This is a genomic window from Leptospira tipperaryensis (genome assembly GCF_001729245.1).
Taxonomy (GTDB): Bacteria; Spirochaetota; Leptospiria; order Leptospirales; family Leptospiraceae; genus Leptospira; species Leptospira tipperaryensis.
This window is the reverse complement of sequence record NZ_CP015218.1, coordinates 21,766-46,762: the sequence shown is the minus strand read 5'-3', so window position 1 is coordinate 46,762 and position 24,997 is coordinate 21,766. Positions and strand designations below refer to the sequence as shown.

General features: G+C 43.9%; 26 protein-coding genes. 4 read left to right on the top strand and 22 right to left on the bottom strand.

Features of this window, described 5'->3' with window-relative positions:
• Positions 1-2: 2 nt before the first annotated feature.
• The 14 genes from htpG to A0128_RS19485 all read right to left on the bottom strand — a co-directional run bounded on the left by htpG (position 3) and on the right by A0128_RS19485 (position 14,290).
• Complete coding sequence (gene htpG / locus A0128_RS19550; RefSeq protein WP_069609457.1) at positions 3-1,832, bottom strand: molecular chaperone HtpG; 1,830 nt, start codon at positions 1,830-1,832, stop codon at positions 3-5.
• Positions 1,833-3,494 (bottom strand): BatD family protein, encoded by a 1,662-nt coding sequence (locus A0128_RS19545; RefSeq protein WP_245667267.1) that lies wholly within the window; start codon positions 3,492-3,494, stop codon positions 1,833-1,835.
• The gene (gene batC / locus A0128_RS19540; protein ID WP_069609455.1) at positions 3,491-4,183 is read right to left on the bottom strand and encodes a TPR repeat-containing protein BatC; all 693 of its coding nucleotides are present in this window, start codon (positions 4,181-4,183) and stop codon (positions 3,491-3,493) included. The genes A0128_RS19545 and batC overlap by 4 nt, the downstream gene beginning before the upstream one ends.
• Positions 4,180-5,223: a VWA domain-containing protein BatB gene (batB, locus tag A0128_RS19535; protein WP_069609454.1), complete on the bottom strand. Its 1,044-nt coding sequence runs from the start codon at positions 5,221-5,223 to the stop codon at positions 4,180-4,182. The genes batC and batB overlap by 4 nt, the downstream gene beginning before the upstream one ends.
• Positions 5,220-6,158: a VWA domain-containing protein BatA gene (gene batA / locus A0128_RS19530; RefSeq protein ID WP_069609453.1), complete on the bottom strand. Its 939-nt coding sequence runs from the start codon at positions 6,156-6,158 to the stop codon at positions 5,220-5,222. The genes batB and batA overlap by 4 nt, the downstream gene beginning before the upstream one ends.
• The gene (locus A0128_RS19525) at positions 6,155-7,027 is read right to left on the bottom strand and encodes an LB_053 family protein (RefSeq protein WP_069609452.1); all 873 of its coding nucleotides are present in this window, start codon (positions 7,025-7,027) and stop codon (positions 6,155-6,157) included. Before A0128_RS19525 ends, batA begins: the two co-directional genes overlap by 4 nt.
• Positions 7,024-7,854: a DUF58 domain-containing protein gene (locus tag A0128_RS19520; protein ID WP_069609451.1), complete on the bottom strand. Its 831-nt coding sequence runs from the start codon at positions 7,852-7,854 to the stop codon at positions 7,024-7,026. The genes A0128_RS19525 and A0128_RS19520 overlap by 4 nt, the downstream gene beginning before the upstream one ends.
• Positions 7,855-7,861: 7 nt before the next feature.
• A complete protein-coding gene (locus A0128_RS19515) occupies positions 7,862-8,851 on the bottom strand; it encodes an AAA family ATPase (protein ID WP_069609450.1) in 990 nt (329 codons plus the stop codon).
• A 332-nt stretch (positions 8,852-9,183) separates the two neighbouring features.
• Entirely contained in the window at positions 9,184-9,798 is a 615-nt protein-coding gene (locus A0128_RS19510) for an LIC20036 family protein (RefSeq protein ID WP_069609449.1), read from the bottom strand.
• A gap of 271 nt (positions 9,799-10,069) precedes the next feature.
• On the bottom strand, positions 10,070-11,389 hold the full coding sequence (locus A0128_RS19505; RefSeq protein ID WP_069609837.1) for an LIC20035 family adhesin: 1,320 nt from the start codon (positions 11,387-11,389) through the stop codon (positions 10,070-10,072).
• A 75-nt stretch (positions 11,390-11,464) separates the two neighbouring features.
• Entirely contained in the window at positions 11,465-12,532 is a 1,068-nt protein-coding gene (locus A0128_RS19500) for a DUF1574 domain-containing protein (RefSeq protein ID WP_069609448.1), read from the bottom strand.
• Between the two features lie 91 nt (positions 12,533-12,623).
• Positions 12,624-12,995: a hypothetical protein gene (locus A0128_RS19495; RefSeq protein WP_069609836.1), complete on the bottom strand. Its 372-nt coding sequence runs from the start codon at positions 12,993-12,995 to the stop codon at positions 12,624-12,626.
• 59 nt (positions 12,996-13,054) lie between these two features.
• The gene (locus tag A0128_RS19490; protein ID WP_069609447.1) at positions 13,055-13,477 is read right to left on the bottom strand and encodes an SRPBCC family protein; all 423 of its coding nucleotides are present in this window, start codon (positions 13,475-13,477) and stop codon (positions 13,055-13,057) included.
• A gap of 9 nt (positions 13,478-13,486) precedes the next feature.
• Entirely contained in the window at positions 13,487-14,290 is an 804-nt protein-coding gene (locus tag A0128_RS19485; RefSeq protein ID WP_069609446.1) for an SDR family NAD(P)-dependent oxidoreductase, read from the bottom strand.
• A 227-nt stretch (positions 14,291-14,517) separates the two neighbouring features.
• Here A0128_RS19485 and A0128_RS19480 point away from each other — a divergent pair, with 227 nt between their 5' ends.
• Positions 14,518-15,135: a hypothetical protein gene (locus tag A0128_RS19480; RefSeq protein ID WP_069609445.1), complete on the top strand. Its 618-nt coding sequence runs from the start codon at positions 14,518-14,520 to the stop codon at positions 15,133-15,135.
• Between the two features lie 160 nt (positions 15,136-15,295).
• Here A0128_RS19480 and A0128_RS19475 read toward each other — a convergent pair whose 3' ends face one another.
• From A0128_RS19475 to A0128_RS19460, 4 genes are read right to left on the bottom strand one after another with little or no spacing between them, the layout of a single operon-like run.
• Positions 15,296-15,748, bottom strand: coding sequence for a sugar:proton symporter (locus A0128_RS19475; protein WP_069609835.1), 453 nt, complete (start codon positions 15,746-15,748; stop codon positions 15,296-15,298).
• A 60-nt stretch (positions 15,749-15,808) separates the two neighbouring features.
• Positions 15,809-17,077 carry an NAD(P)/FAD-dependent oxidoreductase gene (locus A0128_RS19470; protein WP_069609444.1) on the bottom strand — a complete coding sequence of 423 codons (1,269 nt, stop codon included), beginning with the start codon at positions 17,075-17,077 and terminating at the stop codon, positions 15,809-15,811.
• Positions 17,078-17,101: 24 nt separating this feature from the next.
• The gene (locus tag A0128_RS19465) at positions 17,102-17,653 is read right to left on the bottom strand and encodes a low molecular weight protein-tyrosine-phosphatase (protein ID WP_069609443.1); all 552 of its coding nucleotides are present in this window, start codon (positions 17,651-17,653) and stop codon (positions 17,102-17,104) included.
• Positions 17,629-18,375, bottom strand: coding sequence for an SDR family oxidoreductase (locus A0128_RS19460; protein WP_069609442.1), 747 nt, complete (start codon positions 18,373-18,375; stop codon positions 17,629-17,631). The genes A0128_RS19465 and A0128_RS19460 overlap by 25 nt, the downstream gene beginning before the upstream one ends.
• Positions 18,376-18,522: 147 nt before the next feature.
• On the opposite strand from A0128_RS19460, the gene A0128_RS19455 reads away from it, so the two are divergent.
• Complete coding sequence (locus tag A0128_RS19455; protein WP_069609441.1) at positions 18,523-19,539, top strand: GGDEF domain-containing protein; 1,017 nt, start codon at positions 18,523-18,525, stop codon at positions 19,537-19,539.
• Here A0128_RS19455 and A0128_RS19450 read toward each other — a convergent pair whose 3' ends face one another.
• On the bottom strand, positions 19,540-19,938 hold the full coding sequence (locus A0128_RS19450) for a cyclic nucleotide-binding domain-containing protein (protein ID WP_069609440.1): 399 nt from the start codon (positions 19,936-19,938) through the stop codon (positions 19,540-19,542).
• A 93-nt stretch (positions 19,939-20,031) separates the two neighbouring features.
• On the opposite strand from A0128_RS19450, the gene A0128_RS19445 reads away from it, so the two are divergent.
• Entirely contained in the window at positions 20,032-21,210 is a 1,179-nt protein-coding gene (locus A0128_RS19445) for an acyltransferase (RefSeq protein WP_069609439.1), read from the top strand.
• Positions 21,211-21,220: 10 nt separating this feature from the next.
• Here A0128_RS19445 and A0128_RS19440 read toward each other — a convergent pair whose 3' ends face one another.
• The 3 genes from A0128_RS19440 to A0128_RS19430 form a co-directional block, all read right to left on the bottom strand.
• Positions 21,221-21,823 carry an NADPH-dependent FMN reductase gene (locus A0128_RS19440; protein ID WP_069609438.1) on the bottom strand — a complete coding sequence of 201 codons (603 nt, stop codon included), beginning with the start codon at positions 21,821-21,823 and terminating at the stop codon, positions 21,221-21,223.
• 235 nt (positions 21,824-22,058) lie between these two features.
• Positions 22,059-22,766 (bottom strand): ParB/RepB/Spo0J family partition protein, encoded by a 708-nt coding sequence (locus A0128_RS19435; RefSeq protein WP_069609437.1) that lies wholly within the window; start codon positions 22,764-22,766, stop codon positions 22,059-22,061.
• On the bottom strand, positions 22,759-23,676 hold the full coding sequence (locus A0128_RS19430) for a ParA family protein (RefSeq protein ID WP_069609436.1): 918 nt from the start codon (positions 23,674-23,676) through the stop codon (positions 22,759-22,761). The genes A0128_RS19435 and A0128_RS19430 overlap by 8 nt, the downstream gene beginning before the upstream one ends.
• A 204-nt stretch (positions 23,677-23,880) precedes the next feature.
• On the opposite strand from A0128_RS19430, the gene A0128_RS19425 reads away from it, so the two are divergent.
• On the top strand, positions 23,881-24,990 hold the full coding sequence (locus A0128_RS19425) for a putative porin (RefSeq protein WP_069609435.1): 1,110 nt from the start codon (positions 23,881-23,883) through the stop codon (positions 24,988-24,990).
• The last annotated feature ends 7 nt before the right edge of the window (positions 24,991-24,997 follow it).

Sequence of the window (24,997 nt, the reverse complement as noted above, 5' to 3'; positions counted from 1 at the left end):
TTTTAAGAGGCGCTAAGCTCCTCTAAGGTTTCCGTCGTCCTTTTGAGATACTCTGCAAACTCCGCTTCTCCGAAAATTTTCGAAGAAAGAAGGGCCATATCGTAAACGGTACGAGTCAGTTTTGCCGCCTTTTCGGGGTTAGGTCCTTTCGAAAGCGCGAGAATGTTTTTCACCAAAGCCGAACGTGTGTTGAGAACAAGCGTATGATTTTTTAGAAGATCCATCGGCTTTTGACCGCCCATCAGATTCATCTCGCTCAGACGTCGCAGGTGTTCTGGAAGAAGAACAACCGCAGGAACTCCCTCCGCCTTGAGAGGTTCTGCCTTGATTTCCAATCCGTCGCGTTTGAGGGTCTGTTCAAAACATTCTTTCACACGATCCGCTTCGGTTTTGTTTTCGGAATCGACTAAAGTGGAAGCGCTTTCCTTGTCCACGACTCCGTCAGCGAGTTCGGAATCCACTCTTTGAAACTTCATCTCGGAATTTTTCGATTCGATAAATTGGACAAAGTGAGAATCGATCCTGGAATCTACGAGAATCGCTTCCAGACCCTGAGACTTGAGAAGATCCATATAAACGGAAGAAGTTTCGGCTTCGTTTGCGTAGAACACCTTTCCTCCGTTCTTTTCTTTATTCTTCAACCAATAGTCTTCGAGACGAACCACGTCTCCGTTCGAAGTTTTAAAGAATACAAGATCCTTTGCGGCTTCGTAGAATTTGTCGTCCGTAAGCATTCCGTATTTTACAAAAATTGAAATCTCTTCCCAATTCTTTTTGAATCCTTCTTCGTTCTTTTTGAATTCCTCTTGAAGGCGATCCGCGATTTTTTTTACGATATGCGCCGATATTTTTTTTACAAGAGGATCGCTCTGAAGATAAGATCTCGAAACGTTGAGGGGAAGATCGGGGATATCGATCGTTCCTTTGAGAACCGTTAAAAACTTAGGCACCAATTCGTTCGCGTCGTCGCTTACAAAAACGTGATTACAATAGAGTTTAATCCCGGATTGATTTACGTCGAGCTCGTGTTTTAGTTTAGGAAAATATAATATTCCCTGTAAACGAAACGGATAGTCCACGTTGAGATGTACGTGGAAGAGAGGTTCTCCCGAAAACGGAAAGAGGTAGTTGTAAAACTCTTCGTATTTTTCTTTTGTTACGGAAGCCGGAGTCTCCGACCAGAGGGGAGTTTGTTTATTTGCTTGTTCGGTTTTTACATAGATGGAAACGGGAAGAAAATCGCAATATTTACGAATCAGTTCCTTTAACTTCCACTGATCCAGATATTCTCCGGAATCTCCGTCGAGATGAAGCGTAATCTTGGTCCCACGAGTCGCCTTATCGGAAGCGCGAAGAGAAAAGTCGGTTCCCGATTCGCTTTCCCAAACGACTCCCGTCGATCCGTTTTTGTAGGACTTGGTTTCGATAATCACCTTCGAAGAAACCATAAAACAAGAATAAAATCCCAAACCGAAGTGACCGATGATCTCGGGTTTGCCACCTTCACCTTGAAATTTTTTGACAAATTCTTCGGCGCTGGAGAATGCGATTTGATTGATGTATTTCTGAACCTCTTCGGAACTCATTCCGATTCCGTTGTCTTCGATCGTAAGAGTTCTTTTTTCCTGATCAAAATCGAGATCGATTCTATAATCGGTGCCGCCCTCGAATTCCTCGGAAAGTGAAATTTTTCTTAACTTAGTAATCGCGTCGCTTGCGTTGGACACGAGTTCTCTAATGAATATGTCTTTTTCGGAATACAACCATTTCTTGATGATTGGAAATATGTTCTCCGTTTCTACGGAAATTCTTCCTTTGATTTCTTCGCTCATTTAAGTTTCCTCCTTTAATTTTTTAACGATCGTCTTTGCGATTCGAAGCAAATTCTTTTTTCCATCGGAGTTTAATCGATGGGAGATTTCGACAAAGTTGGATTCCGTCCGGGAAATGTTTGCCAGAAAGGAAGCGTCCGGTTCAGAGATCCCCTTTGACAGCAGAGATTGCTTTAATACCAAGCCTCTTTTGATTCCTACCAGTAAGTCAAGCTCTTTTAAGATCGGGACACCCGTGAGTAAAAAGATTCCCGGGATCCATTCCAAAAAGCCGTAAGTCGTCTCCGGTTTTTTCCAACGGATCCAGATCGAAAAAGAAATCGCGAGAAAAAACAAAAGACCCAATGATACAAATAAAAACCGCTTCGAAGAATGAGATGAGAATTCTTCTTCCCTCTTTTCGTCGATCGGAATCTTTTTCTTTTTGGATTCGCTCAACACTTCCACGGACGGGAATTCTAAATTTGCGGTTTTATAACTTCCGGAATCCGGATCGAAATAGACAAAAACTTTGGATTCTTCTTTCCAAATCCCTTTTTGAGTCATCGGAATTCCGTATTCAAATCGGGCCGTGGAATAAAATCCGTAACCCGAGTTTTCCAATTCCGTAAATTTCCAAGACCTATGTGTGTCATACAACGTTGCGCGGGGAAAACAATTTTTTCCGGAGTTACATGTGGAAGAAAAAGGATCGGTGATCGAGGAAAGATTCCCTTCTCCTTCGACGGTTACAGTGAGATAGAGAGTATCTCCGACGGCGATTCCGTAGGGATCGTTTTTGATTCTCACCTGAGTCTTAAACTTCCCCACTCCTCCGCTAAAATTTCCTTCGTATTTCGGAAGAGGACGAACCGCGATCTGATTCGGAATCGTAGAAACCGTCTTTACGTTAAAGTAGGATTGTAGTTGTCCTTCCAAGGAGAACGTGGTCTTTCCGAGATAAAAATCTCCGGGACGAAGGGGAATGAGAGAATAGATTTCCTTATTGTAAACGGCGACGTCATAGACGTTTCCTTCGTATAAAATTTGTTCGGGAATTTTTACGGCGACTCCCGAAAGGACTTCGCTTCTAAAATAAGGAAACTGAATCGAGTCCGCGGGATTACGATCGAAGTAAGGTTTACGGACGTCGCGATAATAAAGCGTAAAATACCCGATAATCGGTTCTCCGACCCAGGCTTGTTTTTTACTCGTCTGAAACAACACGCGAAGATCCGCGTTTTCCGGAAGGTCTTCTCCTTCAAACTGAAAGAAACGATCGAAAAAAGATCCGCCTCTACTCTTCGCGGTTTGTGTTCTCGCGAGGACCTGCACTTGGACGGAACTCGGTGTGAACGTTTTACCGTTGACTTCGATGCTGAGCGGAGGAAGAACGAACGTTCCTTGTTTGGAAGGTTTGATTCTAAACTTCAAAAGTCTTTTTCGAAAGACTTGAAAATTGATGATCGTTGTATTCTCTTCGACGCCCGCGTAAAAGACGGTCAGGTCTCCGTTGGAAAAAGAGTTTTGAGGGATTGTGTATTTGGAATTGAGATCCATCTCGAAGACCGCATAGGATTCTTCTCCGATTGGAAACATGTTTCGCGTAACGTAGAATTTGATTTCTTCCGCGCCGAGCGCAAACGTTAAGAAAAAAAATAGGACGAAAAGAATTCGTTTCACCAGAAGACCTCTCTGTCCCGGCTCTTTCTGCTCTTTCTTCGGATCTGATTGAGATCTAAAGAATCTAAAATCCTTTTTGCTTCCTCTTCGGTTAACTTTCCTTTTTTATCCCGGGGAGATTCTCCGATGACGTCTCCGTTGGAAGAAGGATCGTTCCGATTCTGAGGCTGATTTCCTTTTTGTGAAGGAGAATTCTTTTGATTGGGATTGGAAGAATTCGGAGACGTGTTCGGAGAATTTTGTGGAGGAGGATTTTGTCTCAGATATTCCAAATTTTTTCTGGCTTCTTTTAAGTCCGGATTGAGCTTGAGTGCCTTGATGTATTCTTCCGCGGCTTTCTTTCGATCGCCGGCGCGCATATAACTGTTTCCTAAATTAAAACGGGATCTCCACTGCAATTCGGGCGTGGGTGAATTTGCGGACTTTTCAAAATGACGGATCGCCTTGTCCAGATTTCCGGACTTGAACTCGACCGATCCCCGATTGAATTCAAGTCGGGGATCCTCAGGAAAATAACTTTCGGCTTCCTGATATTTCCTCAAGGAATCCACGTATTCTCCCTGATTGTAGTGGTCCAGGCCTTCGCTGATCCGATTTCCGCCCGGATCGAGTTCGACCGCCGTCAAAGGAACCGAAAAAACAAAGAGAATCAGAAATATAGAATATTCTAATATACGAATCCTTCTCACGCAGCGACCTCCTTTTTTCTTTTGGAGAATAAGAACGCTTCCACAAAAACCCAATCCAAGAGCATACAAAGAATGGCCGCGAACAAAAATTTACCCGAGCCTTCCGCCCGTTTGAGATCCTTCTTTCTGGAATAGAGATTTTCCTCCAAGGCACGGACCTCCTTTTGAAAAGACTCCAGCGAGGGCGGATTTGTTTCCAAAGAATACAATTCTCCGTTGTTCTTTCTCGCGAGTTCTCGTAAAAAAGAAGGATTCATCTTCGACTGAATGACTCCGGGAACGTTCGCGTTCGGACTCAAGGTTCCGTCCTTCAAAAGGTAGCCGCTCAGTCCCGACTCTTCATCGCTGTACGCAATCGGTCCTCCCTCCGGCGTCCCCGTGGCCCAGATCTGAAAGTTTGCGGGAAAGGAAACAGCCTCCGGATCGTTTTGATCCTCACCGTCCGTCACCAAAATAAGAATTCGATTGCGAAACACTTTCTCCGAGTTTAACAGATCTTCCGCTTTTTGAAAGGCCTTCTTTAGATCCGTTCCTCGATCTCCCACCATATCCACGTCCAATCCTCGGACATAATCGGAAAAAGCCGCCACGTCCGAAGTCATAGGACAGTATAAAAACGGACTCGCGGCAAAGACGATCATTCCAAAACGATTTCCCCCAAGCGACGGCAACATCCGCAAAAGGATTTCCTTAAACTTGGCAAGCCTGGTCGGGGCGTTGTCGATCGCCTGCATGGAAAGACTGACGTCCACGAGAAAGAGAATATCGACTCCTCGAAAGGATTCTTCTTTTTTCTCGTCCTTATAATCCGTTTTCCATCCGGCAAAAAAGATACAAATCAAAGTGATAAACAAAAGAAAAATTCTCGCGGAAACAAAAGCCGCTCTGGGAAAAGAAGAAGTCCTCTCCAAACCGGGATACTGGATTCTCCAATTGGAAACTTTATAAATTAAATATATTCTAATACTGGAATATATGGACCAGAGCGCCAGGACCGCATAAAAAATATTCTTTAGATACGACGAAAACTCGTGACTCATACGTAATACCTAAAGACAAACGATCGAAAAATCAGATCCAAGAGCAATACGGAGAGAGCGCGATAGAGCCAGAGTTCGTATTCGGTTTCTCTTACTTCCTTCGGAGGAGCGGCGAGCGGATCCTTTTCCAGAGAATCGATGGAAGCAAGAACCTCTTTCATCTCCTCGGGGTCTTCCGCGCGAAAGAACTGGCCTCCCGTATTTGCGGAAAGTTCCTGTAAGATTTCAAAGTTGATCTCGTACGAACTGTCTTCTTTTCCGATTCCTATCGAATAAATTTTGGCTCCGATATGTTCCGCGAGATCGGTCGCGGTAACCGGATCGATCTTGCCCGTATTGGAAACCCCGTCCGTGATAAGAACGATAACTTTGGAGCGGGCCTGAGAGGCTCGTAGGCGATACGTAGAGAGAATGATGGCGTCTCCGATCGCAGTTCCCTGCTCCGCTACGGTTTCTTCCTCGATCGTCCCCAGGATCTCGTTTAAGGACTCGCGGTCTCCCGTAAGAGGCGCCTGCAAATAGGCCGCTCCCGCAAAGACGACAAGACCAAGGCGATCGTTCTGTCGTTTTTCAATAAAACGACGAAGGAGCTTTTTAGAAACTCCCAACCTCGTTTCGGGAAGAAAGTCCCGGCTTCTGGACATCGATCCGGAAACGTCGAGTGCGATCATGATATCCACGCCTTCTTTTTCATCCGGAAGAAAGGTCACTTTTTTTCCGGGACCCGCGAGAGCGACGACGAGAAAGGTCAGAGCGACGGGACGGAGCAAGGGAAGAAGAACTCCGAGTCTTTCCAACTTTGAAAAAGAACCTTGTCTTCTTCCCGGAAGACGGACTTCCATCCTCTGAAGATACATTCTTCTTTGATAATATATGAATGCCCAGATCCAAATCGGAGCGAGGAATAAAAGAGCGTAAGGATATTCAAAATTCATGATTTATCCCAGGTCTCTTTCCAGTGGGAGAATTTTTCTTCGGCGTCCTCTTTTGTGAGAAAGGCTTCTCCGGGTTTGAATTTTTTTTCGGTTAAGAATTTTCTCCAAGACTGAAGTTCTCTTTCTTCGAAAGGAAATTGATCGTATAAAAACTGAAAGAGTTCGGCTTCGGTAAACGCGGAGGTTTTTCTTCCGGAAAGGTTGGCCGCCTTTTCCCGAATATATCCCGATAAGAGCCTTGCAAATTCTCGAGCGGAGATCGGATCTTTTTTAATAAGTTCTCTCAGACGAATTTCATAAACTTCCATTCTTTCGAGTTGAGGTGTAACCTGTATGATCGCGTCCATCGGAAACGAAGACTGTCTCGCATACAATCGATACGCATAAATTCCAAACGCGAGGAGAATTCCAAAAAGAGTTAGAAACACGAGCAACCTTCCCAGATACGATCCGGAAAAACTCAAAGGAGGAATGATATCGGAAGGCCCCGTGTCGGATTCCGCGAGCGCGGATTGTACGAGAACTTTCTTTTGTGAAGATTCTTGTTTTCCGTTGGAGAGAGTCCAGGAAACGGGGATCGGAAATTCTCCAGTCGCATAAAAAGAAATCTCGAGTGCGATTTTCGTGTCCTTTTTTTCGGAAAGAAGAACTTCGAACCAGGGAAGATCGGAAACTCCTTCCGCAAAGTGAATTCCCACTTGAGGAGCGATGATTTCTTTGATTTCTCCGGGAGACCACTTGAGTTCGTAACGAACCTTTTGTGCGATCAAAACCGTTTCCGGAGAAAGTGTCTCCGCGGTTTCGCCCAAAAGTGAGGATGCAAAAATTAGAATCCAAGAATATACAAATATTTGAATTCGTCTTTTCATTTGGAAAAATACCGTATGATGTTTTTCGAATCCAATTCGGATTTTGTCAGATCCAGTAGAGAACCCTGAAAAAAAGAATTCAAAGTTTTTGTTTCATATTCCGGAGCAAGCGTTCTTCCAAAAAGCCCTCCGCTTTTTTGTTCGGGATCTCTCGTATAAAAAAAGGAAAGTATGGATTTAGGAGGTTCCATCTCGATCGGATCGCGGAAACGAATCGCGTGCAAAGAATAGAGTTTTTTCAGACTGGAATATTTTTTGAGAGTTCCGATCCCGATGAAGTCGCTTAACAAATATACTTCCGCGTGTCTGTGAACCCGGTTTTTTAGATATCGAAACGGGAGAAGAGGATCGGAGGTTCTTTCGACCAATTCTTTCTTGGATATTTTTTGAAGCGTGGGAAGAAGTTCGTCTCGGGAACGAAGAAAGTCGGTTTCCCATTCTACCTTGTCGCTAAAGAGAATGATCTTGACTCGATTTCCTTTTTGAACATAGAGCAAGGAGAGGAGCGCCAAAACCTGAAAGGCGTTTTCGGATCGCGAAAATTCTCCGGAACCGAATTCCATAGAACTGGAAACGTCGTAGAAAAGGATCGCCTGTCTTTCTTTTTCTTCGTAGAATTCCCGGACATAGAGTTCTCCGAAACGGGAAGTTACGTTCCAGTCGATCAGACGAGTGTCGTCGCCAAAACTATAGAGACGAACGTCCTTGAAGTCAAGACCCCTTCCTCGTTTTGAACTTTCCGCGCTTCCCGCTTTTTCCCGAAAGGATCGCGTTCTGCGACCCAACTCGAGGCTCGAAAGAATGGATAAGAATTCTTTACGAATCATAAAGTATTTAAGGAACCGGAGTGGCCTCAACTACGGTTCGAATCAAGGACTCCACGTCCAATTCTTCCGAGATCGCTTCAAAGGTAAGAAGAATTCTGTGTCTTAGTATTTCCACGAGAGAAACTTTGACGTCTTCCGGGATCACGTATGTCCTTCCGTTGAGAAGCGCATTTGCTTTAGAACTTTTTAATATACTCAAAGACGCTCTTGGAGACGCGCCGTGACGGATATAAGGAATGAGTTCCGGAATCGTTCTTTCCTCGGGTCTTGTATTTCGCACAAGACGAACGATATACGACTTGATCTTCTCTTCGATAAAGACGTTATCCAAAAGCGAAGACAACTTTAGAATGTCTTTCGAAGTTACTACTTTTTTGATTTTCCCATTCTCAGTATTCAGACGTCCGTGTTGATCGAGGATCGCGATCTCTTCTTCGAGAGCAGGATAACCGACATTGACCTTCATAAAAAATCGATCCATCTGCGCTTCGGGAAGAGGATAGGTTCCGTCCTGATCGATCGGATTCTGAGTCGCGATTACGAGAAAGGGACGATCGAGTTTATACGTTTTGTCTCCGATGGTGATCGTCTTCTCTTCCATACTTTCGAGAAGAGCAGACTGCACCTTTGCCGGCGCGCGGTTGATTTCGTCCGCGAGTAAAACTCCCGTAAAAACGGGACCCTTTCTGGTTTCGAACTCGGTAGTCTTCGGATTAAAAACTACGGTTCCTACAAGATCGGCCGGCAAGAGATCCGGAGTAAATTGGATTCTTTTAAAATCCAAATCCAACGCGGAGGCAAGAGATCTCGCAAGTAAAGTTTTCGCAAGACCGGGCATCCCTTCCAAGAGGACGTGCCCTTGACAGACCAGACAAACGAGAACGTTTCGGATGACCTCGTCTTGTCCGGTAATTTCTTTACTTAATTCTTTCTTTAGAGTGTCCAGAGTGATTCTGGCAAACTCGACGTCTTCTCCAGAGAGGAGATCTTTTTCCATAATGTAAGAATCGGAGAACGTAGGATCTGCTTCAAGCGAATTCCCTCGTTACGCGCTTTCGTGCTGCCGGAATGAGTCCTCTCGACAAGAACCCGGGCGGCGGTCCCGGTTGATTTCCGAAGGGAGTCGTATATAGGAAAGTCAATCAAATCATTTCGGTTCTGTCGGAGTTCCGACAAGGAATCTTAGAAAAAACTTCCTTGCGAGATTGGATATTTTGTGATAGAGAAAAATTTCCCGATTCTTTCCCGCCGCCTCTCCTCCTCCACCCAATCAGGGTGGGGCCGCGACCGTTTTACGGAAGATCCGTCGGAACTACGACAGGGTTCAACTTATTTCTTCGCTTCCCAGTTCCCGGAGCTATTGTTTCCACGATAAGTTCCCGAGATCGAACGCCCTTCCAAAACTCCAATGTATTTCTGGGAAAAAGGAACGTTGCTTCCTATCTCCGAACATTTTATTCCCGAGCAGGATCTTACAAATTGAATCTGATTTCCTTTTATAAAAGGAGCTCCTACCGGTTCCCATTTTCCCTTTCCCCAATTGGAGAATTTTAAATTCCCATAGAGGCGACCATTCTTACCCCCGAAAAGTTGAAGAACCCCTTTGTGAGGACCGACAGTAAGTTGATAAGTTCCCACAAAGAGTTTATCGTTCGCAGAAAGTTCAGCGGACGTCGTAGGATTTTCTTCGGGAAAGAATTCGATCTTTTCGACCATCTCCATTGCGATCTCTTGATCCGGGTCCTCTAACTTTACCGTATTCTGATCTAAAAAAACAAGAGTGCCTTGGGTAAAAGAACCGTTGTAAGTTACCTTTGCAGATCGATGCATTCCCGATCCGCAGGTTCTCAAGAAAAAACCTAAAACAAAAAATAGAATGGCGGTGGGAATAAAAATCGTAAGGTCCCGTTTCCAAAAAGAACGAGAATTGGTTTCAGTGCTCATACGATATTATCGGAGAATTCGAAAAAGCATTCACGTCTGAAAACAAAAAAGCAGAAGTTCACCCTCTGCTTTTTTGATTCTTAGATCGTATTTTTTTCGATTTTTGAAAACCGACACGTTCTTCCGACGAGACGGATAAAGTCGCACGTAAACCGTTTCGAAAAAGTCCACCGAAATTTCACCCGAAGACGAACTTCAAATCCGCTTCAAGCTTTTTTCGATGGAACCCGTTTGTCGGAACAACAAATACAGAGTAAAAAAGAAATGGACTCTATTTACAACCCTGCATCTCACCCATCTTTTTATTTTCGTTCCCGTTGATGTAATACGTCTTACCGGAACTCACCGACCAACAACCGTTCTTCTTGTTTGTTCCCGGCATGATCGGACCTTCTCCGAGTTTCGCTCCGCTTTCATCGTATTCGATCGCCTTGGACTCGCTCAGGATCTCGAATTGTTTTGTACCATTCTTATAATACGTAAAAGGAATGTCGGGTCTGTAACTCGCCTTGAGCTCGTTAGTCGCCTCGTCTATGTTCATGATCGAAAACTGAAGTTTCCCCTTTCCAATCAATTGTCCTTCTTTGTTGTAAGCTTCCGCAGAGGACATCATAAACTCGTTCATCATCTCGCCTTTGTAAGCCGGATTTCCGTTGCTCCAGTTGAATTTCCAAACTCCCTTACGAGTGTGTTCTCTCTGGCCTTCCGCAAAGACATTTCCATTTTTATAATATTCTTTCCAGTAACCGGAACGAAGCGCTTTCTTTTCTTTCGGATCTTTTTCCTTTTCATCCGCCGGCGCCGGTTTCGGTTTATAACCGCCTTCCATCTGAATGGAAGCGTTGTCATAATAGGTTTTCCAGATTCCGGTTTTCAAATCGTCCTTGTAGGATCCTTCGCTCTGAACCGTACTTCCGTCCTTATGATAAGAAGTTTCAGGACCTTGTTTGATACCGATGGAGTAAGTGGAAACTTTTTTCTTCGCGCCGTTTTGTCCCGGTTCCGCATAGTATTCGGTCCAGACCCCGTCTTTCTGATCGTCCTTGTAAGCGCCCTCTTCGTCCATCAGGCCTTCGTTGTTTTTCTTCCAGTAAGGACCGTTCTTCTTATCGGCCTTATAAAGAGTGCTTTCAGTTTGCACTCCGTCTCTTTTGAGTTTTTTCTCTTCGCCTTCTTTCAAACCCGCAACGTAAGGAGTATCGCGAAGCACTTCTCCGGTTTCATACAAAGTTTTCCAAGAACCTTCTCTCTTATCGTCTTTATATTCTCCGGTGCGGATCAGAACGCTGACTTTTTTCTTAGTCGCGGAATCTTCCTTCTCTTGGTATTCTTTCCAAGCTCCGTTCTTCTTAAACTTCTTGATCTGATCCGGCTTCAAACCGTCCAGTTGTTCCGGAGTACAAGGTTTGCCGCTGCAATCCGTGACGACCGGACCTTCGGCTTTCATATTGAATGTATCTTTGTATTTTTCCACACGAATGTTTGGCGGAAGGATTTGGATTTCCTGATCCTTGCCTTTATTTTCCACGCCCGGAATTGTAGAGCAGGAAACGGCAAGAACCGCGAGCAGAGACAAACAGAATAGTTTCATGATGTTCCTTATGAGTTTAAAAACTTCTCCCAAACGTTAAGGAAGCGAATCCAAAAGTCAAGAAATTCCGAAAAATTACTTTGGATCGAGGTAATAGTGGAGAAGAATAAAACGAATGAAAGGACGATAACAATCCAAAGAAATATGACCGCTGTCCGCGTACGTGTTACAAGCGTAATAAGAATCCTTGCTCATATCGATGAGGGGAATCCTCGCCTTTTCGTGCATCGGTCTTACGATCTCAAACCAAGGTCCGGGAATATTCAGTTCGTCTAAAACTTTTTCCATCGGAATCGAAGAACCCGGTTTTACAAACAGGGCTCTCCAGTTTTGTTCTTTCAATAAGTTAAGAATTTTTTGATAAAACTCGTATTGCATCGCCGAAGGCGCATAAGATGGATAAATCCATCCCACAGTCTTTTTAGCGGATTCTTGAATTTTGCCAAAATCTCTTTCGACAAAAGCACCGGCAGGAGAAATAGAATTTCCTTTGTCGTTTTTGAGAGTCGCGATCGTCATCGATTTGAGCATATCCGCGATTTCAGCGTTCTCGTTCTTCATACGTTTGAAGACGTTACCGATATAAGGTTTATTATAACTCACGCCGAAAAGAAAATTTCCGAAGTAGTAGTTTACGTTTTCCTTACCCAAGGTCCAAGCATATTTAAGAATAAAGACCGGATCAAAGCTGTTTGCTAAATTCGATTTTTTGAATGTAGTGCTGTTCTTATTAAACTGAAAAGGATCGGTTTCTATCACGACGAGATCCGGTTTAACCCCGCCTTTTGCGAGTCCTTCCAAGAAGTAGAGATAATAAGCGGGAGTTGTGACCGCCGAGGAAAGATTGTAGATATCCCAATCCGGATAAAAAGCCTCAAGATCGGAATTTTTAAAGTAGAGCATCCGAGAAGATCCCATGAGAACCATGAGCTTTTTCTTTTTGGAAGAATCCTTTTCGTATTCTCCATTGGTTCCGTATTTGGAAACGATCTCTTTTAGAAGTTCTTTTTTTACGTCGTAGTAGATATAAGTGAATTCTTGTTTTACGTAATCTCTTACCGTGTCGAGGAAGAAGAGTTTATCAAAGAGAAAGATTGCGAAAAAGAGTAGGACTGGATACCAGAGGAAAGGCTTGGACTTCAAGAGATTCTCCCGGGCGAATGTGTTGATATGAAAAGAGCCGGTAAAGACACCGGCTCAGATTCTTTGAGAAGCGGGTAGCTGTCAAATGAAATCAGGCAGTTACCATGTCTTTCTGCGAGAACTGTTTGCGTTTCTTCTGAAGTTCCGCAAACCATTCTCCCGCGTGCTTATGATAAGCGACGAGACGCTTTACGAAGATCCTTCTCTCAGGCATCAGCACTCGTCTTGCTTCATGAATGATTTCTTCCACGATCTTTGCGTGGAATGTAAAGTGACTGCAAAAAAGATTAAAGTAATCTCTTTCCGAAGTTTCCCAGGGTCTAGAAGCAATATCAGAGAAATACTGCTCTAACTGTCCGATATCATGGTCAAAGTCTGATTCGTAAGGAGAATTGACGACTGCTATGGTATCAGTGAGATCTGTGAGTGTTTGAAAGTAACTTTCTAAATCGAGTAGTTCCACAGGTAAAATCACCTTTCCTATAGGTTCCTTTTACCATCTTTTTTAGAGGCCTTGCCCGCTCAAGATTTTTTTAAGTATTCTCTCAAATGTTTTCCTTCTTCTTCCCATCCCTCAGAGGCTGCTTCGATCCAAACGTCATACTTATCGCCCACGGGATAGCCCGAATTCGTTACAACGAGCTTCGAAGAATTCTCATTCAGAGATTGAAACTCGAGTTTTAACTCGATCTCTCCGGCCGGATGATCCTGCCAGAGCAGTATCAATTCTTTAAGAGGGACTATCTTTTTATAAATCCCGTTTGTTGTGAGGTCTCCCTCCATTCCGAGTTTCCAAGTCCAAGCGAAGTTAGCTCCTTCTTTCGGACGTCCGGTTACCTTATCGGCCAGCCAGTGGATCAACTCTTCGTTGACCGTCACAGCGTTCCACACTCTCATCAGAGGATAGTCGAACTGAAATTCTTTTACAACACTTCTCGTTTCCATGCTTTCCTACTAGTGAAAATCTTTATAAAGTTTTTTGAATAGAGTTCTTTCTAAAAATGCGGGCGCAATATTACGCAACCATTTTAAGAAGAATCCGGAACTGTCCATGATCACCAATCTGGATTCCGGATCTTCGACAGCATTTAACATTTTAAGAGCCACTTCTTCGGGAGTTTTAATTTTCCGGCTCGGGTAATAACCTTCGTTCAGAGGGTTTCCGTCTCCGTCCAAACCGCTTGCTCTTAGTTTTGTTTTTGTATAAGGAGGACAAAAGATAACAAATGAAACTCCTTGCTCCGAGAGTTCGATTCTCGCCGCTTCCAGAACCGCGTGTAACGCGGACTTTGAAGAAGAATAAGCGCTCCTTCCGGGAATTCCATAAAGCCCGCTCACGGTTGACGTAGCGATCACCGTTCCCACGTTGAGTTTGATCTGAGGAAGTAATCTCTGGATGAGATAGATTGGACCGAAAAAATTAATATCAAAGGTTTTACGAAAGGTTTCGATTCTCGTTCCGTCAAAACGGGAATGGGTTGTGACTCCGGCGTTTGCAAAAAGCACGTCGATGCCTCTGTATTCTTTAGAGATTTTTTTGATCGCCTTATCGATTTCTCTTTCCGAACTCAAGTCCGTCTGAATATGTAATAACTCGGCGGGAAAGGCGCCCTTGCGTTTTAAGAGTTCCGGTTGTGTTCTGGAAAGATTGATGAGCTTACAATCGATCTTGGAAAGCGCGGAAAGAATCGCTTCTCCGATCCCCGAAGAACCTCCGGTTACAACGACGGTCTTGCCTTTCCAATAATCGGGATTCATTTCAGAGCAATTTATCCGTGAGAAGAAAGGGTTCAAGGATTTTTTCAACGAGAATAGATAAGATTCCGTTACGCCTAACCTGAAAAGAAAGAGCTTGTTCCACGTTTCCGTTCAAGATTTCGGTAAGAATGATTCTTCAATCAGACCCACTCGCAAAAACTAAGAAGAATCCCCGCAAATGTTATGCCCCAAAAACGTTATAGAATTGGGTTTTACAAAACAAAAGCATGTATCAAAATAGAACGTTAGCCATTCTTTCTTTTTCCCTATTCTTTTTAGTCTTCTCCTTTACGTTTTGTAAAGACGATTCTTCGGAGGATAAAAATCAAATCGGGATTGTTACGGATACGACCGAGTCGGATTCCGAAATGGAAAAGACCTGGATCGCGTTTGCAAACTCGGTGGAACAAAACGACCACACTGAGTTTAAAAAATTATCCACAAAACAAATCGACTGCATGGACTGCCTTCTCAGCGAAGAAGAATCCTTAACGGATTTGAATCCGATCGCAGCGTATAAAAGATACTACTCCGACCCTAACGAACTTTCCTCTATACCCATCAATCAATTTCTGCAAAAGAATCATTCAAACGTCTTTGATGAAGAGACAAAAAAAGCTCTCAAAGATCCCAACCGATACAGCGTTCATCGTCACGAGACAAATCAGGAAACCCAAAATCGGCCTTGTATTTTATCCGATCAAAAATCCCGAAACTCGAAAGGTTACGAAGTCCTCGTGACCGTGCACAAACCGCTCTTAGGTTCCGAAAGCACTCAAAAAGTTTTTTCTTTTATGCAAACAAAAACCGGTCTGAAATTCTGCGGAACGTATTCGATTCCCTGAACTTTGATTTTTTTTTCGCGATCCGAATTCTTTCCGAATGCGATTGCGATTCCGCCGGAATTGCAAGTTGAAAGGAGAATCGATTCCGATTCTCGAACGAAATTGTAAAGCGACATTGTCAGCGACTTATCGGATGGATCAAAAGTCGTTGTACAAAATGTTATTCTGCGTGCGTCTGAAAATTGACGACCTTCCATTCTCCGTTTCCGTTGAGTTTCAGAGAAATTTTCAATGGAATCTTACAAGGATCGTATTCGATATGAAACGGATCGACCACAACCGGACTTCGGCTCCAATATCTTCGAAGTCTGTTTCCGTAGGATTGCCTAGGATGGTAGCTCGTGACAGCGAGGTTGCAGTCGTGAAAATCCGCGCTTCCCAATTCTTTCTCGACCTTCTTTTGAAATCCTTCGTAGGATCTTCCAACGATGGAATTCTGATTGGTAAGAGCGTAGGCTTGTTCGATCTTTTTGGAAATCAACAGACTGAGAAACTGATCGGATACAAGAATCGCGTCTTTCGGAGTATATTCCACATTCTTCAAAAAAGAATAGAATGCAAAAAGAAAACAAGCGCTCACGAAAAGAATTCCGATCCAAAGTTTGATTCTCATTGCAAAACCATTCGACATCGATGCGCGCTCTCGAATTAAAAGCGCGCGATCGTTTTCGGATCAATCCTTATCCGCGCTGACTTCGTCCTGGATCACTCTCGCCTCCGCGCTGAATGCGATATAAGACCAAACCCAAGTAATCAAGATGGTAATCTTATTCTTAAATCCGACTTGATAGAACAAGTGAACAAAAAGCCAAGCGAGCCATCCAAAAAAACCTTTCATCTTTAAAAAGCCGACTTCCGCAACCGCGTCCGTCCTTCCGATCGTCGCCATGGAGCCTTTGTCGATATAATGAAAACTTTTTCGTTTTTTATTCTTCAGATCGTTTTTGATCAGAGCGGCGACGTATCTTCCCTGCTGCATTGCAACGGGAGAAACCCCGGGGAGAGGACGTTCCAGACCTTTTGTATAATTGGCGATATCACCGATGACAAACACTTCCGGATGTCCTTCTATATTGCAGAACTCGTCGACCATCACTCTTCCGGAACGGTCCAAAGGAGCGCCTAACGTAGCGGCGATCGCGTTCGCTTGAACTCCGGCGGCCCATATTACGGTTTCGGAATGAATCGTCTTTCCCTCCAGGTGCACTCCTTTCTCATCGATGTTTACGACCCTAGTTCCGGTGAGAACTTCCACTCCCCTCTTCTCCAATCTGTGTTTTGCAAAATCGCCGAGAGAAGGAGAAAACGCCATCAGAAGTCTCGGAGCCGCCTCGATCAAAGTAATCTTGGAAAGCGCCGGGTCGATAGAATGAAATTCGTCCCGAATGATCTGATGAGAAAGTTCCGCGATGGAACCGGCGAGTTCCACACCGGTCGGACCTCCTCCGATGATCACGTAGTTCAAAAGAGATTTTGCGATTTCAGGATCTCCGGAAAGTTCAGCCTTTTCAAAAGAAATCAAAAGTTTATGACGGATCTTTAGAGCGTCCTTCAGATTTTTTAGGCCGATCGTATGTTGAGCCCACTGATCGTTTCCGAAATAGCTGGACCGAGCGCCGGCCGACAATATTAGATAATCATAATTTGTTGAAGTGTTTTGAAAATAGACCGTTTTATTCGCGGTGTCTATCTTAGTAGCTTCTCCGAGGACGACGGTTACGTTTTTACTTTCCCCGACAAGAGAACGAGTCGGAATTGCAATGTCCGCCGGACTCAAAACTGCAGTTGCAACTTGATAGAGAAGCGGTTGAAAGAGGTGATGATTTTTTTTGTCGATGACCGTGATATCGAGGTCCGAGTTTTGAGAGAGTTTTTTAACGGCCTGAAGACCGCCGAACCCTGCGCCGATGATGACTACTTTCTTCTTTCCGGATTTACTCATAGAGAGATTTTTTCCTCCCGGATACTATGCTTTCAAATCCAGTTTTTTAGAGAGGAGGAATTCCAGAAAGTCTTCTGCGGTTTCCGAGACAATATTTTGTACTTCGTCAAAGTCCTTTAGAGTTCCGTAAAACGGATCCGGAACTTCCGAATCCTTCTTGGAATCCTTTTGAAAAAATCGAAAGAGCTGAACTTTTTTTCGTTCCTCGTCCGTGGACGCAAGATAGAGAACGTCTTTCTGATTCGATTTATCCATCGCAAGAATATGATCGAATTCCTTAAAATCTTCCTTACGAAACTGACGCGCTCTGTGAGTGAGTTCGATTCCTCTTTTGCGAGCGGCCTGTCTCGCTCTCGGATCGGGAAGTTCACCGAGATGAAAGCGGGAGGTTCCGCAAGAATCCACAAAAAAGGAGGATTCTAAATTCTTCTTCTGTACCAAATCTAAGAATGCGCCTTCCGCCGCGGGAGAACGGCAGATATTTCCGAGACAGACAAACAAAACTCGAATCAGATTTCCGTTTTGTGAGGCTGACTTTTCAAAAGGTAAATTTATTTCAGACTGATCTTCGACCATAAAAACTCTGGTAAACTTCTCATGAGATAACCCAAGAAAGCCCAAGGGAACCAAGGAACTGTAGCCGATAAAACTTTGTTTTCAATTCTTTTATAAATTTTTTGCGCACCCTTCTCGACTGGAATCACGAAAGGACGGGACTTCATCTGATTGTTGATCGGAGTATCGATAAAACCGGGATGGATCACGGTGACAAGAATTCCATAACGTTTTACTTCTCCTCTCAGAGCTTCCATATACGTGGAAAGTCCGGCTTTCGAAGAAGAATAACTCGCGGAACCCGGAAGTCCCCGAAACGAAGCCACAGAAGAAATTCCGACGATCTGACCTGACTTTTGTTTTTGAAATGCGGGAAGAACGGCTTCCACGCCGGCCATCGCGCCGATCAGATTGGTTTCGATCACCTTCCGATCCGCTTCAAAACTTCTTCCACCGAACGAAGCGCTTGTGGAAATTCCCGCGTTGAGAATGATCAAATCCAGACCGCCCAATTCTTTCACAAGTTTTGGAATCACTTTGAAGTTTTGTTCGTAGTCGGCTACGTCCAAGGAAGCAAACACTATCTTTCCCTTCGCGCCCTTTGCCTTCAAATCATCCGCGATTTTTTTGAGAGAATCCTTTCTTCTCGCGGTCAGAGCGACGTTAGCTCCCGCTTCCGCGTAGATCCTGGCTAATTCTTTGCCGATTCCGGAACTGGCTCCGGTAATGAGAACATTTTTCATAAAAACAACTTCCTGTTATCTTATAACTCGCTTCAAACATTAATTTAGAAGAAGACTCTCTTTATTTAGTTTACCTCAAAAACCTTGAAGCAATAAATTTGTAAAAAGCGCCTCTTCGGAGGTAAATGCGAAAAAGAAGGGTGAGGTATGGACCTGAACCAGAAAGACGAAATCACCAGGCTCAAAAGTCTCGTAGAACTTTACGAAAGAATTTCCAAACTCAGTGAAAGCGAACTTTTAGAAGCTGAAAAAACTCTCGAGGCTCAGGAAAATACGGCGGGAATGGCGAGGCTCGAACTAATCAAGATGAACGAACAACTCAAAGCCATCCGCAACATAGGCCCCGATCTCAAGACAAAAGTCATCTCACTTTTACACGATCACGAATCCGGCTTGCCCGAATTCAAAACAAGAATCGCGGAACTCGCCGTGAACAATCCGTTCTTCTATTCCGAGTTTTTTAGAATCATTTCTCATCTCGAAATTCAAGAACCCGAAGCAAGAGAACTCTGGGAAGAGATTTACAAACACGGAGAAAGTATGAGCGCTTCTCTGGGAAGAAACGTAAACTTCATCGTCTCCATGCTCGACTATATCTTCAGCAAAAATAGAATCATAGAAAATCCAAAGATCGTGGAATTGTATTCCTTTGAAGAGATTATTCTGAATACGGTCATCGACGAAACGAGTGGAATCTACAATCGAAGATACTTCAACATCATTCTTAATAAGGAGATCAATCGGAGTTCAAGATATCAGAGAGATTTTTGTCTTTTGATTTTGGATGTTGATAATTTTAAGATCATCAACGACACATACGGACACGGATTTGGAGACGACATTCTAAGATTGATCGCGGGTACGATGCTTTTTTCCTTTCGACAAGAAGACATCTGTTGCAGAATCGGTGGAGAAGAATTCGCTGTGATCTTGCCCGAAACTCCGAAAGAAAACGCGCTCGTGGCCGCCAATCGTTTTCGTAATTATCTTTTAGAAGCTTCGATGAGTCAGTACGGTTTGGCGGTTACCGTCTCAGGAGGAATCTGTAGATTTGGAGAAGACGGAAAAGATACGAACGATCTTTTTAAGAACGCGGACGCAGCTCTTTACAAAGCAAAAAAATCCGGCAAAGACCGAATCCTCATCCATTCCCCGGAGTTATAATCAGGCTTCGGAATTTCCGAATTCCAATTCTCCCGAAGCGTATTCGTCCAACTTAGAAATCAAAATCGCGTTCGTGTTTGCAAGACGATCCGCGAGAATACGCACCATCTTTGCGGAAAAATCCGGATTGTTGAGTAAGAATCTTTCCAGTTGTTGTTTACTTTCGATCACCGCAAGTTCGCAATCCAAAATGGCTTTGGCAGTTGCGGTTCTCGGCAAGGAACGAAAAAGAGCCATCTCTCCGAAAAAGTCTCCCTTTTTCATGATCGCAAGACGTTGTACCACATTCTTACGCGTAAAATAAACTTCGACTGATCCGCTAAGAATCACATACATCGCGTTATTCAGTTCGCCTTCGCGAAAGATGATTCCGCCGGCAGGGACCTGCACCTTATTCATTTTTTAAACCGACCTAATAAATTAGATTCTTTACCAAAAAATCGCATATTGACAGATGAATATTAATTCTACCCAGGAAAAGTACACTCTTTTATGAATTCACATCTTCAGCTTTTCATGGATCTCTTCGGTCTGATTCTTCTATTCGCATTCTTCTTTTTTTCCAATCGTTCGTCTCAAATGTTAATTTCTTCTCCGCAGAAAGACGAGTCTAAAAGCGGAAGAAGCGAATCCATCGATTTTATCAGAGGCCTCGCGATCACTGGAATCGTTTTTATCCACGTCAATTCTTACTTTCAATACTTTGGGCCCGATCAAAGCGCGTCGATTGCGACTCTGGCTCTTTCCAATCTTGCAAGATTCAGCGTCCCGGCCTTTATCCTTTCGTCGGGAATTTTTTTGAAATCCACAAACTTTAGAGACTATTGGAAATCAAAGATCCTTTCACTGATTCTTCCATATTTCTTCGTAAGTCTGCTCGCGGCTTATGTGAAATTAGGAACGTTGCCGGATCTGGGGGCTTTTCTTTCCGGTTTGTTACTCGGAACCTGGTGTGCTCCGTATTATTTTGTTCCGCTTCTTTTTTCATTTTATTTGATCTTTCCTTTGTTTTCAAAGATCCAAACAAAACTTAACACGAAAAAGGCGATCCTTTCGATTCTATTCTTGAGCTTGTTGGTCAATTTAGTTTCCAATCACATCTTTTTCCTTTTTTCCGAAGGGCCGATACGAACGATCGAACCGATTTTGTTCACCGGATTTATATTCTTTTTCACCTTCGGAATGTTAGCTGGGAAGTGGTTTAAACAACCGAAGAATTTTTTGGCCCTCTCGGAAGAAAAATCCTCTCCCCTCCCCTACTCCATGAAAAAGATTCTCTGGATCGGAATTTTGATTTATCTTTCGGCGTTGTTTTTAGCCGGATTTGTCTGGAAGTTCGATTCTTCCAATCATCTTCTCTTCTATCCGCTCGGAATGTTTCTGGTTTTATTTTTCTGGGCGGAAAAAGCACGGGTAGAAAAGAGACATAAAACTCTGATTCAAATTTTTACCTTTGTGGGAAAGAATAGCATGGGGATTTTTCTTTTACATCCCATCCTCATCCATCTCATGCACGCGTGGAGTCCTTTTGAATGGGGATCCGCGTTCTCTTGGATTTTGATTCCGATCACGGCGTTTGTCAACGTGCTTCTACCGTTGTCGGCCTGGCTCGTTGTAAATAAAATCTTAGAATATCCGGTAAAAGTCGTTTCGACTTCGCCTAAAATCTAAAACGGAAGAATCACATTCCGTTTGAAAATTCTTTTTTCACGGTAAGTCCGGATGCGCGAACCGTCTTCAACGCCTCGCCGTAACTCACCAAAATTTTGAGTGCAAAGTCGATCCTTTCTCGGATATAAGAATCTTCCTGGCTCACCGAGTCAGGTCCGTTCAGAACTTTTTCCGCGTCTCTTACGATGATATGTTCCGGTATATAACAAACCTTCGTATTTTTATAACTGCTCATCCTGAGTTCGGCGACTGGATAACTGCCGCCTCGGCTCGCCGAAACCGCGCCAATCAAAACGGGCTTATGACCTATAATCTTATTGCTGCAATAGAGAAGAAAATTTTTTAACCCAGGCGAGGCCATCCCGGAATACTCGGGGGTTACAAAGACCAGCGCGTCCGCTTGATCCAATTCCGATTCGATCGGTTTCCAAATCTTATCCCATTCAGCACCGCCGTCCCAAAAGGAATCATCCCAAACAGGGAGCTTCTGATTTCCAAGATCCAGCGTCCAAACCTGATGACCAAAAAAAAGAAGTCTGGCTTTCATCCATTCCGCGACCTTTGCAGACTGCGATATTTTTCGATGTGACGCCGAGATGATGGCAAGTTTCATGTTCTCTCCGATTTGAAAAAGATTTAGCTTCTATTTATTTTGTTAAAAGGATTTTCTTTAGACTCAGGGCCATTGTCCCAAGAATTTCTAAAAAAGAAATGTCAGCTCTTATAATACCTTGAAAGGGACTTCGAGTCTCGGCTCAAGCAGTTTTTAGATCCCTTTTCCCGCGACGAACAAACAACACAACCTTATCCAAACTTCCAGCTCGCCCTAAAACTCGGCGAAAAACCTCTCAGTCTTTGAGTCCGTATTTCTTTTTTAGGGACGATAGTTCTTTTAAGAATTTTTCTCTCTGTTGGGACGTCAATTTTCCGAGCTGCAGAATAATTTTCGCCGGGACGGTTTTCCGGGGTGAAACCATTTCACCCCCTCGTCCTTCTTTCTGCTTTAGTAGTTCTTCTAAATTTTTTACGGAAGCGTCCTTTCCGGACTTGATAAGATCCGCGACCGACTTCTGATCCAATCGGGCGATCGAACTCAGTTGTTTTACGTATCTCTCCGTAAAACCGAGGACCTTAGAAACTTCTTCAGCGGTCTTTCGTTTTTCCTTTCTGAGATACTGGATCGCCCTGCCAACTTCCCACGGATTGAGACTTTTGCGTTTTTCATTTTCCGCGAGGGCCATCTCAAAACATTTTTCTTCGGAGGCTACCGTCTCGATCGCGGGAATCGAGTTCCACTTTAGTACTTTCGCGGCCTGATATCTTCTTTCTCCGGCGACGATCTGATATTTTTTACCGGACTTTCTGACTACGATCGGCTCGATCAAGCCCAGACGTTTCATCGATTCTACGAGATCGGATACTTCTTCCTTCCCAAAAACCCTCGGCTGAACCGGATTGGGAATGATATCGGAAAGTTGAATTTCTGTTTTCGAAGATTCTTTTTCACCGAACGCGGTGAGGAGATCCATTCCTGCAAATTCAGAACGTTTAGCCATTTGAAATCCTCTTTATCAATTCGTCAGCAAGGGAGGAAAACATCTGCATCGCCTTGCCGTCGTATTCTCCCAACAGCTTTTTTTTTGCCTGTGCCTGGGGAATCGATTCCCTTCTGTAGATCACGGTTTCAAAAACGCCGAAGTATTTCCGAATCGCGTCCGCGAGACCGGCCAAAGCCCTCGCGTCTTCATACTGGTTGAGAACTGCCCCTAAAAGATTCAGAGACGGATTCGCCTTCTTTTTGATTTTTAAAATCGTAGAATGAAGATCCTTCAATCCTTGAACGCTGAACGCTCTCGTCTGAATCGGGATCAAAACGTGATCGGCGGCGATCAGCGCGTTCTCAAGAATCAAACCGAGCGACGGAGGACAATCTATGATTATATATTTATAACTGGAACGGACCGGCTTGAGCGCGTCCTTCAAAAGTTCAAAATCATCCCTTTCATACGGAGTCGTAAAATTTGCGAGATGGATCGAAGAAGGAAGAAGATCCAGGCCGTCCGCCAACTTCACTATCAAATCTTGAACTGGAACGGGTTCGTCTCCTCTATAACCGAGAGCGTGAAAGACTGACCTTTCCACGGAACCAAAAAACAACTGAGTAATGTTTGCCTGTGCGTCCCAGTCTACGAGCAGCACGGGAGCCGTTTTAGAAAGCGCTTCCGCGAGACAAACCGAAACCGTAGTTTTGCCTTCTCCGCCTTTTTGATTTGAAACGGCGATGATAACGGATTCAAAAACCGCTTGCTCCGACTTCTGAAAGTATTTTTCGATCACTTCTCGGTCGTATTTTCCTTTTCCGGAAGAAGGGATTTTCCATTCTTTGACCTTGGATAAAAACTCTTCTTCGGAAGAGATTTCATATTCGTCTAAAACCTGGCGTGTTGTAAGAACTTTGGAACTCATCGTTAAGGCGCTTGAGATCAGAATCGTCTAAACAGTCGCACTTTGTCAAATCAATACTATGTCTCATAGATTTACAACGCCTAAAAAACTGAATTGCGTGAGTAGGGTAGGGCGGTTATTCTGCCTTGATTCCCGGATCAAAACGACAAGGGGTGAAATGATTTCACCCTAAACCTTTGTCCGCAGCCGAATAAAAATTTATTTATGAATATAAAAAAACAGTCATTCAGAACATTCTTCCCGCTCATCATCATCCATATCTCATTTACAACATTTCTTTCCGCACAGAACGAGACCAAACCCGATGTTCAACCTCCAAGAATCATCCAAGAAAGAGAAATGCCGATCGCAGCCGAGGAATCGTTTTTCCAAAAACTGATCAAACAATCCTCGTTCACTCTATTGGCCGGGAGAAACGGAGGAGACAATCTTTTCGAGACCGGAACCAAATACGCCAACCTTTCCGGACTTAAAGGCGGATCCAGAATCACTTATCAAAGGGATTTTAATTACTCCGGGTTAGGTTTCACTCTTCGCTGGAAAAAGTGGGAAGCAAACTACGGAGGAAGGACAACCGGTTGGTATGTAAACGCGGGGGAGGGGAGGGACGAAGACTTTTTTCTCGGCGATCCGACGATAGAACGCGGAACCAAAATTTCGACGAGAGAATTTTCATACTACGATACTCCTTATACGTTTATAGGTTCTCGGAATTTTGCGGATGGGAAAGGGCGTCTTTCGATGAAACAGGATCGTCATTCTTTGATCTTGAGGAGATACTTCGGAGACTCCGATCCCGATGCGAGAAAAGAAGGGAAGGGGCTTTTTATTACCGGAGGATTTCAATACACGTTTATGAAATACATCCTCTACGACGTTTTTCAATTTTTTGATTCCAATCCGGTTTTTCTCAATCGGATCGGACTCGGCTTAAGCCTTTCGTATTCTACATACGAGTTTCCATTGGGACTCGGATATCGTTACTCAAACGACGGCTGGTTTCTGGAAACCTCTTTCTCCGGAGTTTTTTGGAGCGGACACTTTCGAGATTTTCACTATCAGAGAGCCCTCAATTTTATCGGAGACGTATCCGGTTTTGGGCTCGACTTCAACCTCAGCGCGGGACGCCTTTTCGGAAATTATCTAATTTTTTTAAAACTCAACGAGCACAGACTTTTTGGAGACGGGCATTTTGTCACAAAGGGGGGTCTAAGCTATAACGATATTCTTTCCCAAAATTTAGGGCAGTATAAAAATTATATGAACCTAAAAGAATGGAACATCGAACTCGCAATCACCGGATATCTTTACTAAATTCTAT

Excerpts from the sequence above, each read along its gene's own strand:
- htpG (WP_069609457.1), bottom strand. The coding sequence starts at position 1,832 with ATGAGCGAAGAAATCAAAGGAAGAATTTCCGTAGAAACGGAGAACATA.
- batB (WP_069609454.1), bottom strand. The coding sequence starts at position 5,223 with ATGAGTCACGAGTTTTCGTCGTATCTAAAGAATATTTTTTATGCGGTC.
- batA (WP_069609453.1), bottom strand. The coding sequence starts at position 6,158 with ATGAATTTTGAATATCCTTACGCTCTTTTATTCCTCGCTCCGATTTGG.
- A0128_RS19525 (WP_069609452.1), bottom strand. The coding sequence starts at position 7,027 with ATGAAAAGACGAATTCAAATATTTGTATATTCTTGGATTCTAATTTTT.
- A0128_RS19520 (WP_069609451.1), bottom strand. The coding sequence starts at position 7,854 with ATGATTCGTAAAGAATTCTTATCCATTCTTTCGAGCCTCGAGTTGGGT.
- A0128_RS19515 (WP_069609450.1), bottom strand. The coding sequence starts at position 8,851 with ATGGAAAAAGATCTCCTCTCTGGAGAAGACGTCGAGTTTGCCAGAATC.
- A0128_RS19510 (WP_069609449.1), bottom strand. The coding sequence starts at position 9,798 with ATGAGCACTGAAACCAATTCTCGTTCTTTTTGGAAACGGGACCTTACG.
- A0128_RS19505 (WP_069609837.1), bottom strand. The coding sequence starts at position 11,389 with ATGAAACTATTCTGTTTGTCTCTGCTCGCGGTTCTTGCCGTTTCCTGC.
- A0128_RS19490 (WP_069609447.1), bottom strand. The coding sequence starts at position 13,477 with ATGGAAACGAGAAGTGTTGTAAAAGAATTTCAGTTCGACTATCCTCTG.
- A0128_RS19485 (WP_069609446.1), bottom strand. The coding sequence starts at position 14,290 with ATGAATCCCGATTATTGGAAAGGCAAGACCGTCGTTGTAACCGGAGGT.
- A0128_RS19480 (WP_069609445.1), top strand. The coding sequence starts at position 14,518 with ATGTATCAAAATAGAACGTTAGCCATTCTTTCTTTTTCCCTATTCTTT.
- A0128_RS19475 (WP_069609835.1), bottom strand. The coding sequence starts at position 15,748 with ATGAGAATCAAACTTTGGATCGGAATTCTTTTCGTGAGCGCTTGTTTT.
- A0128_RS19470 (WP_069609444.1), bottom strand. The coding sequence starts at position 17,077 with ATGAGTAAATCCGGAAAGAAGAAAGTAGTCATCATCGGCGCAGGGTTC.
- A0128_RS19465 (WP_069609443.1), bottom strand. The coding sequence starts at position 17,653 with ATGGTCGAAGATCAGTCTGAAATAAATTTACCTTTTGAAAAGTCAGCC.
- A0128_RS19460 (WP_069609442.1), bottom strand. The coding sequence starts at position 18,375 with ATGAAAAATGTTCTCATTACCGGAGCCAGTTCCGGAATCGGCAAAGAA.
- A0128_RS19455 (WP_069609441.1), top strand. The coding sequence starts at position 18,523 with ATGGACCTGAACCAGAAAGACGAAATCACCAGGCTCAAAAGTCTCGTA.
- A0128_RS19450 (WP_069609440.1), bottom strand. The coding sequence starts at position 19,938 with ATGAATAAGGTGCAGGTCCCTGCCGGCGGAATCATCTTTCGCGAAGGC.
- A0128_RS19445 (WP_069609439.1), top strand. The coding sequence starts at position 20,032 with ATGAATTCACATCTTCAGCTTTTCATGGATCTCTTCGGTCTGATTCTT.
- A0128_RS19440 (WP_069609438.1), bottom strand. The coding sequence starts at position 21,823 with ATGAAACTTGCCATCATCTCGGCGTCACATCGAAAAATATCGCAGTCT.
- A0128_RS19435 (WP_069609437.1), bottom strand. The coding sequence starts at position 22,766 with ATGGCTAAACGTTCTGAATTTGCAGGAATGGATCTCCTCACCGCGTTC.
- A0128_RS19430 (WP_069609436.1), bottom strand. The coding sequence starts at position 23,676 with ATGAGTTCCAAAGTTCTTACAACACGCCAGGTTTTAGACGAATATGAA.
- A0128_RS19425 (WP_069609435.1), top strand. The coding sequence starts at position 23,881 with ATGAATATAAAAAAACAGTCATTCAGAACATTCTTCCCGCTCATCATC.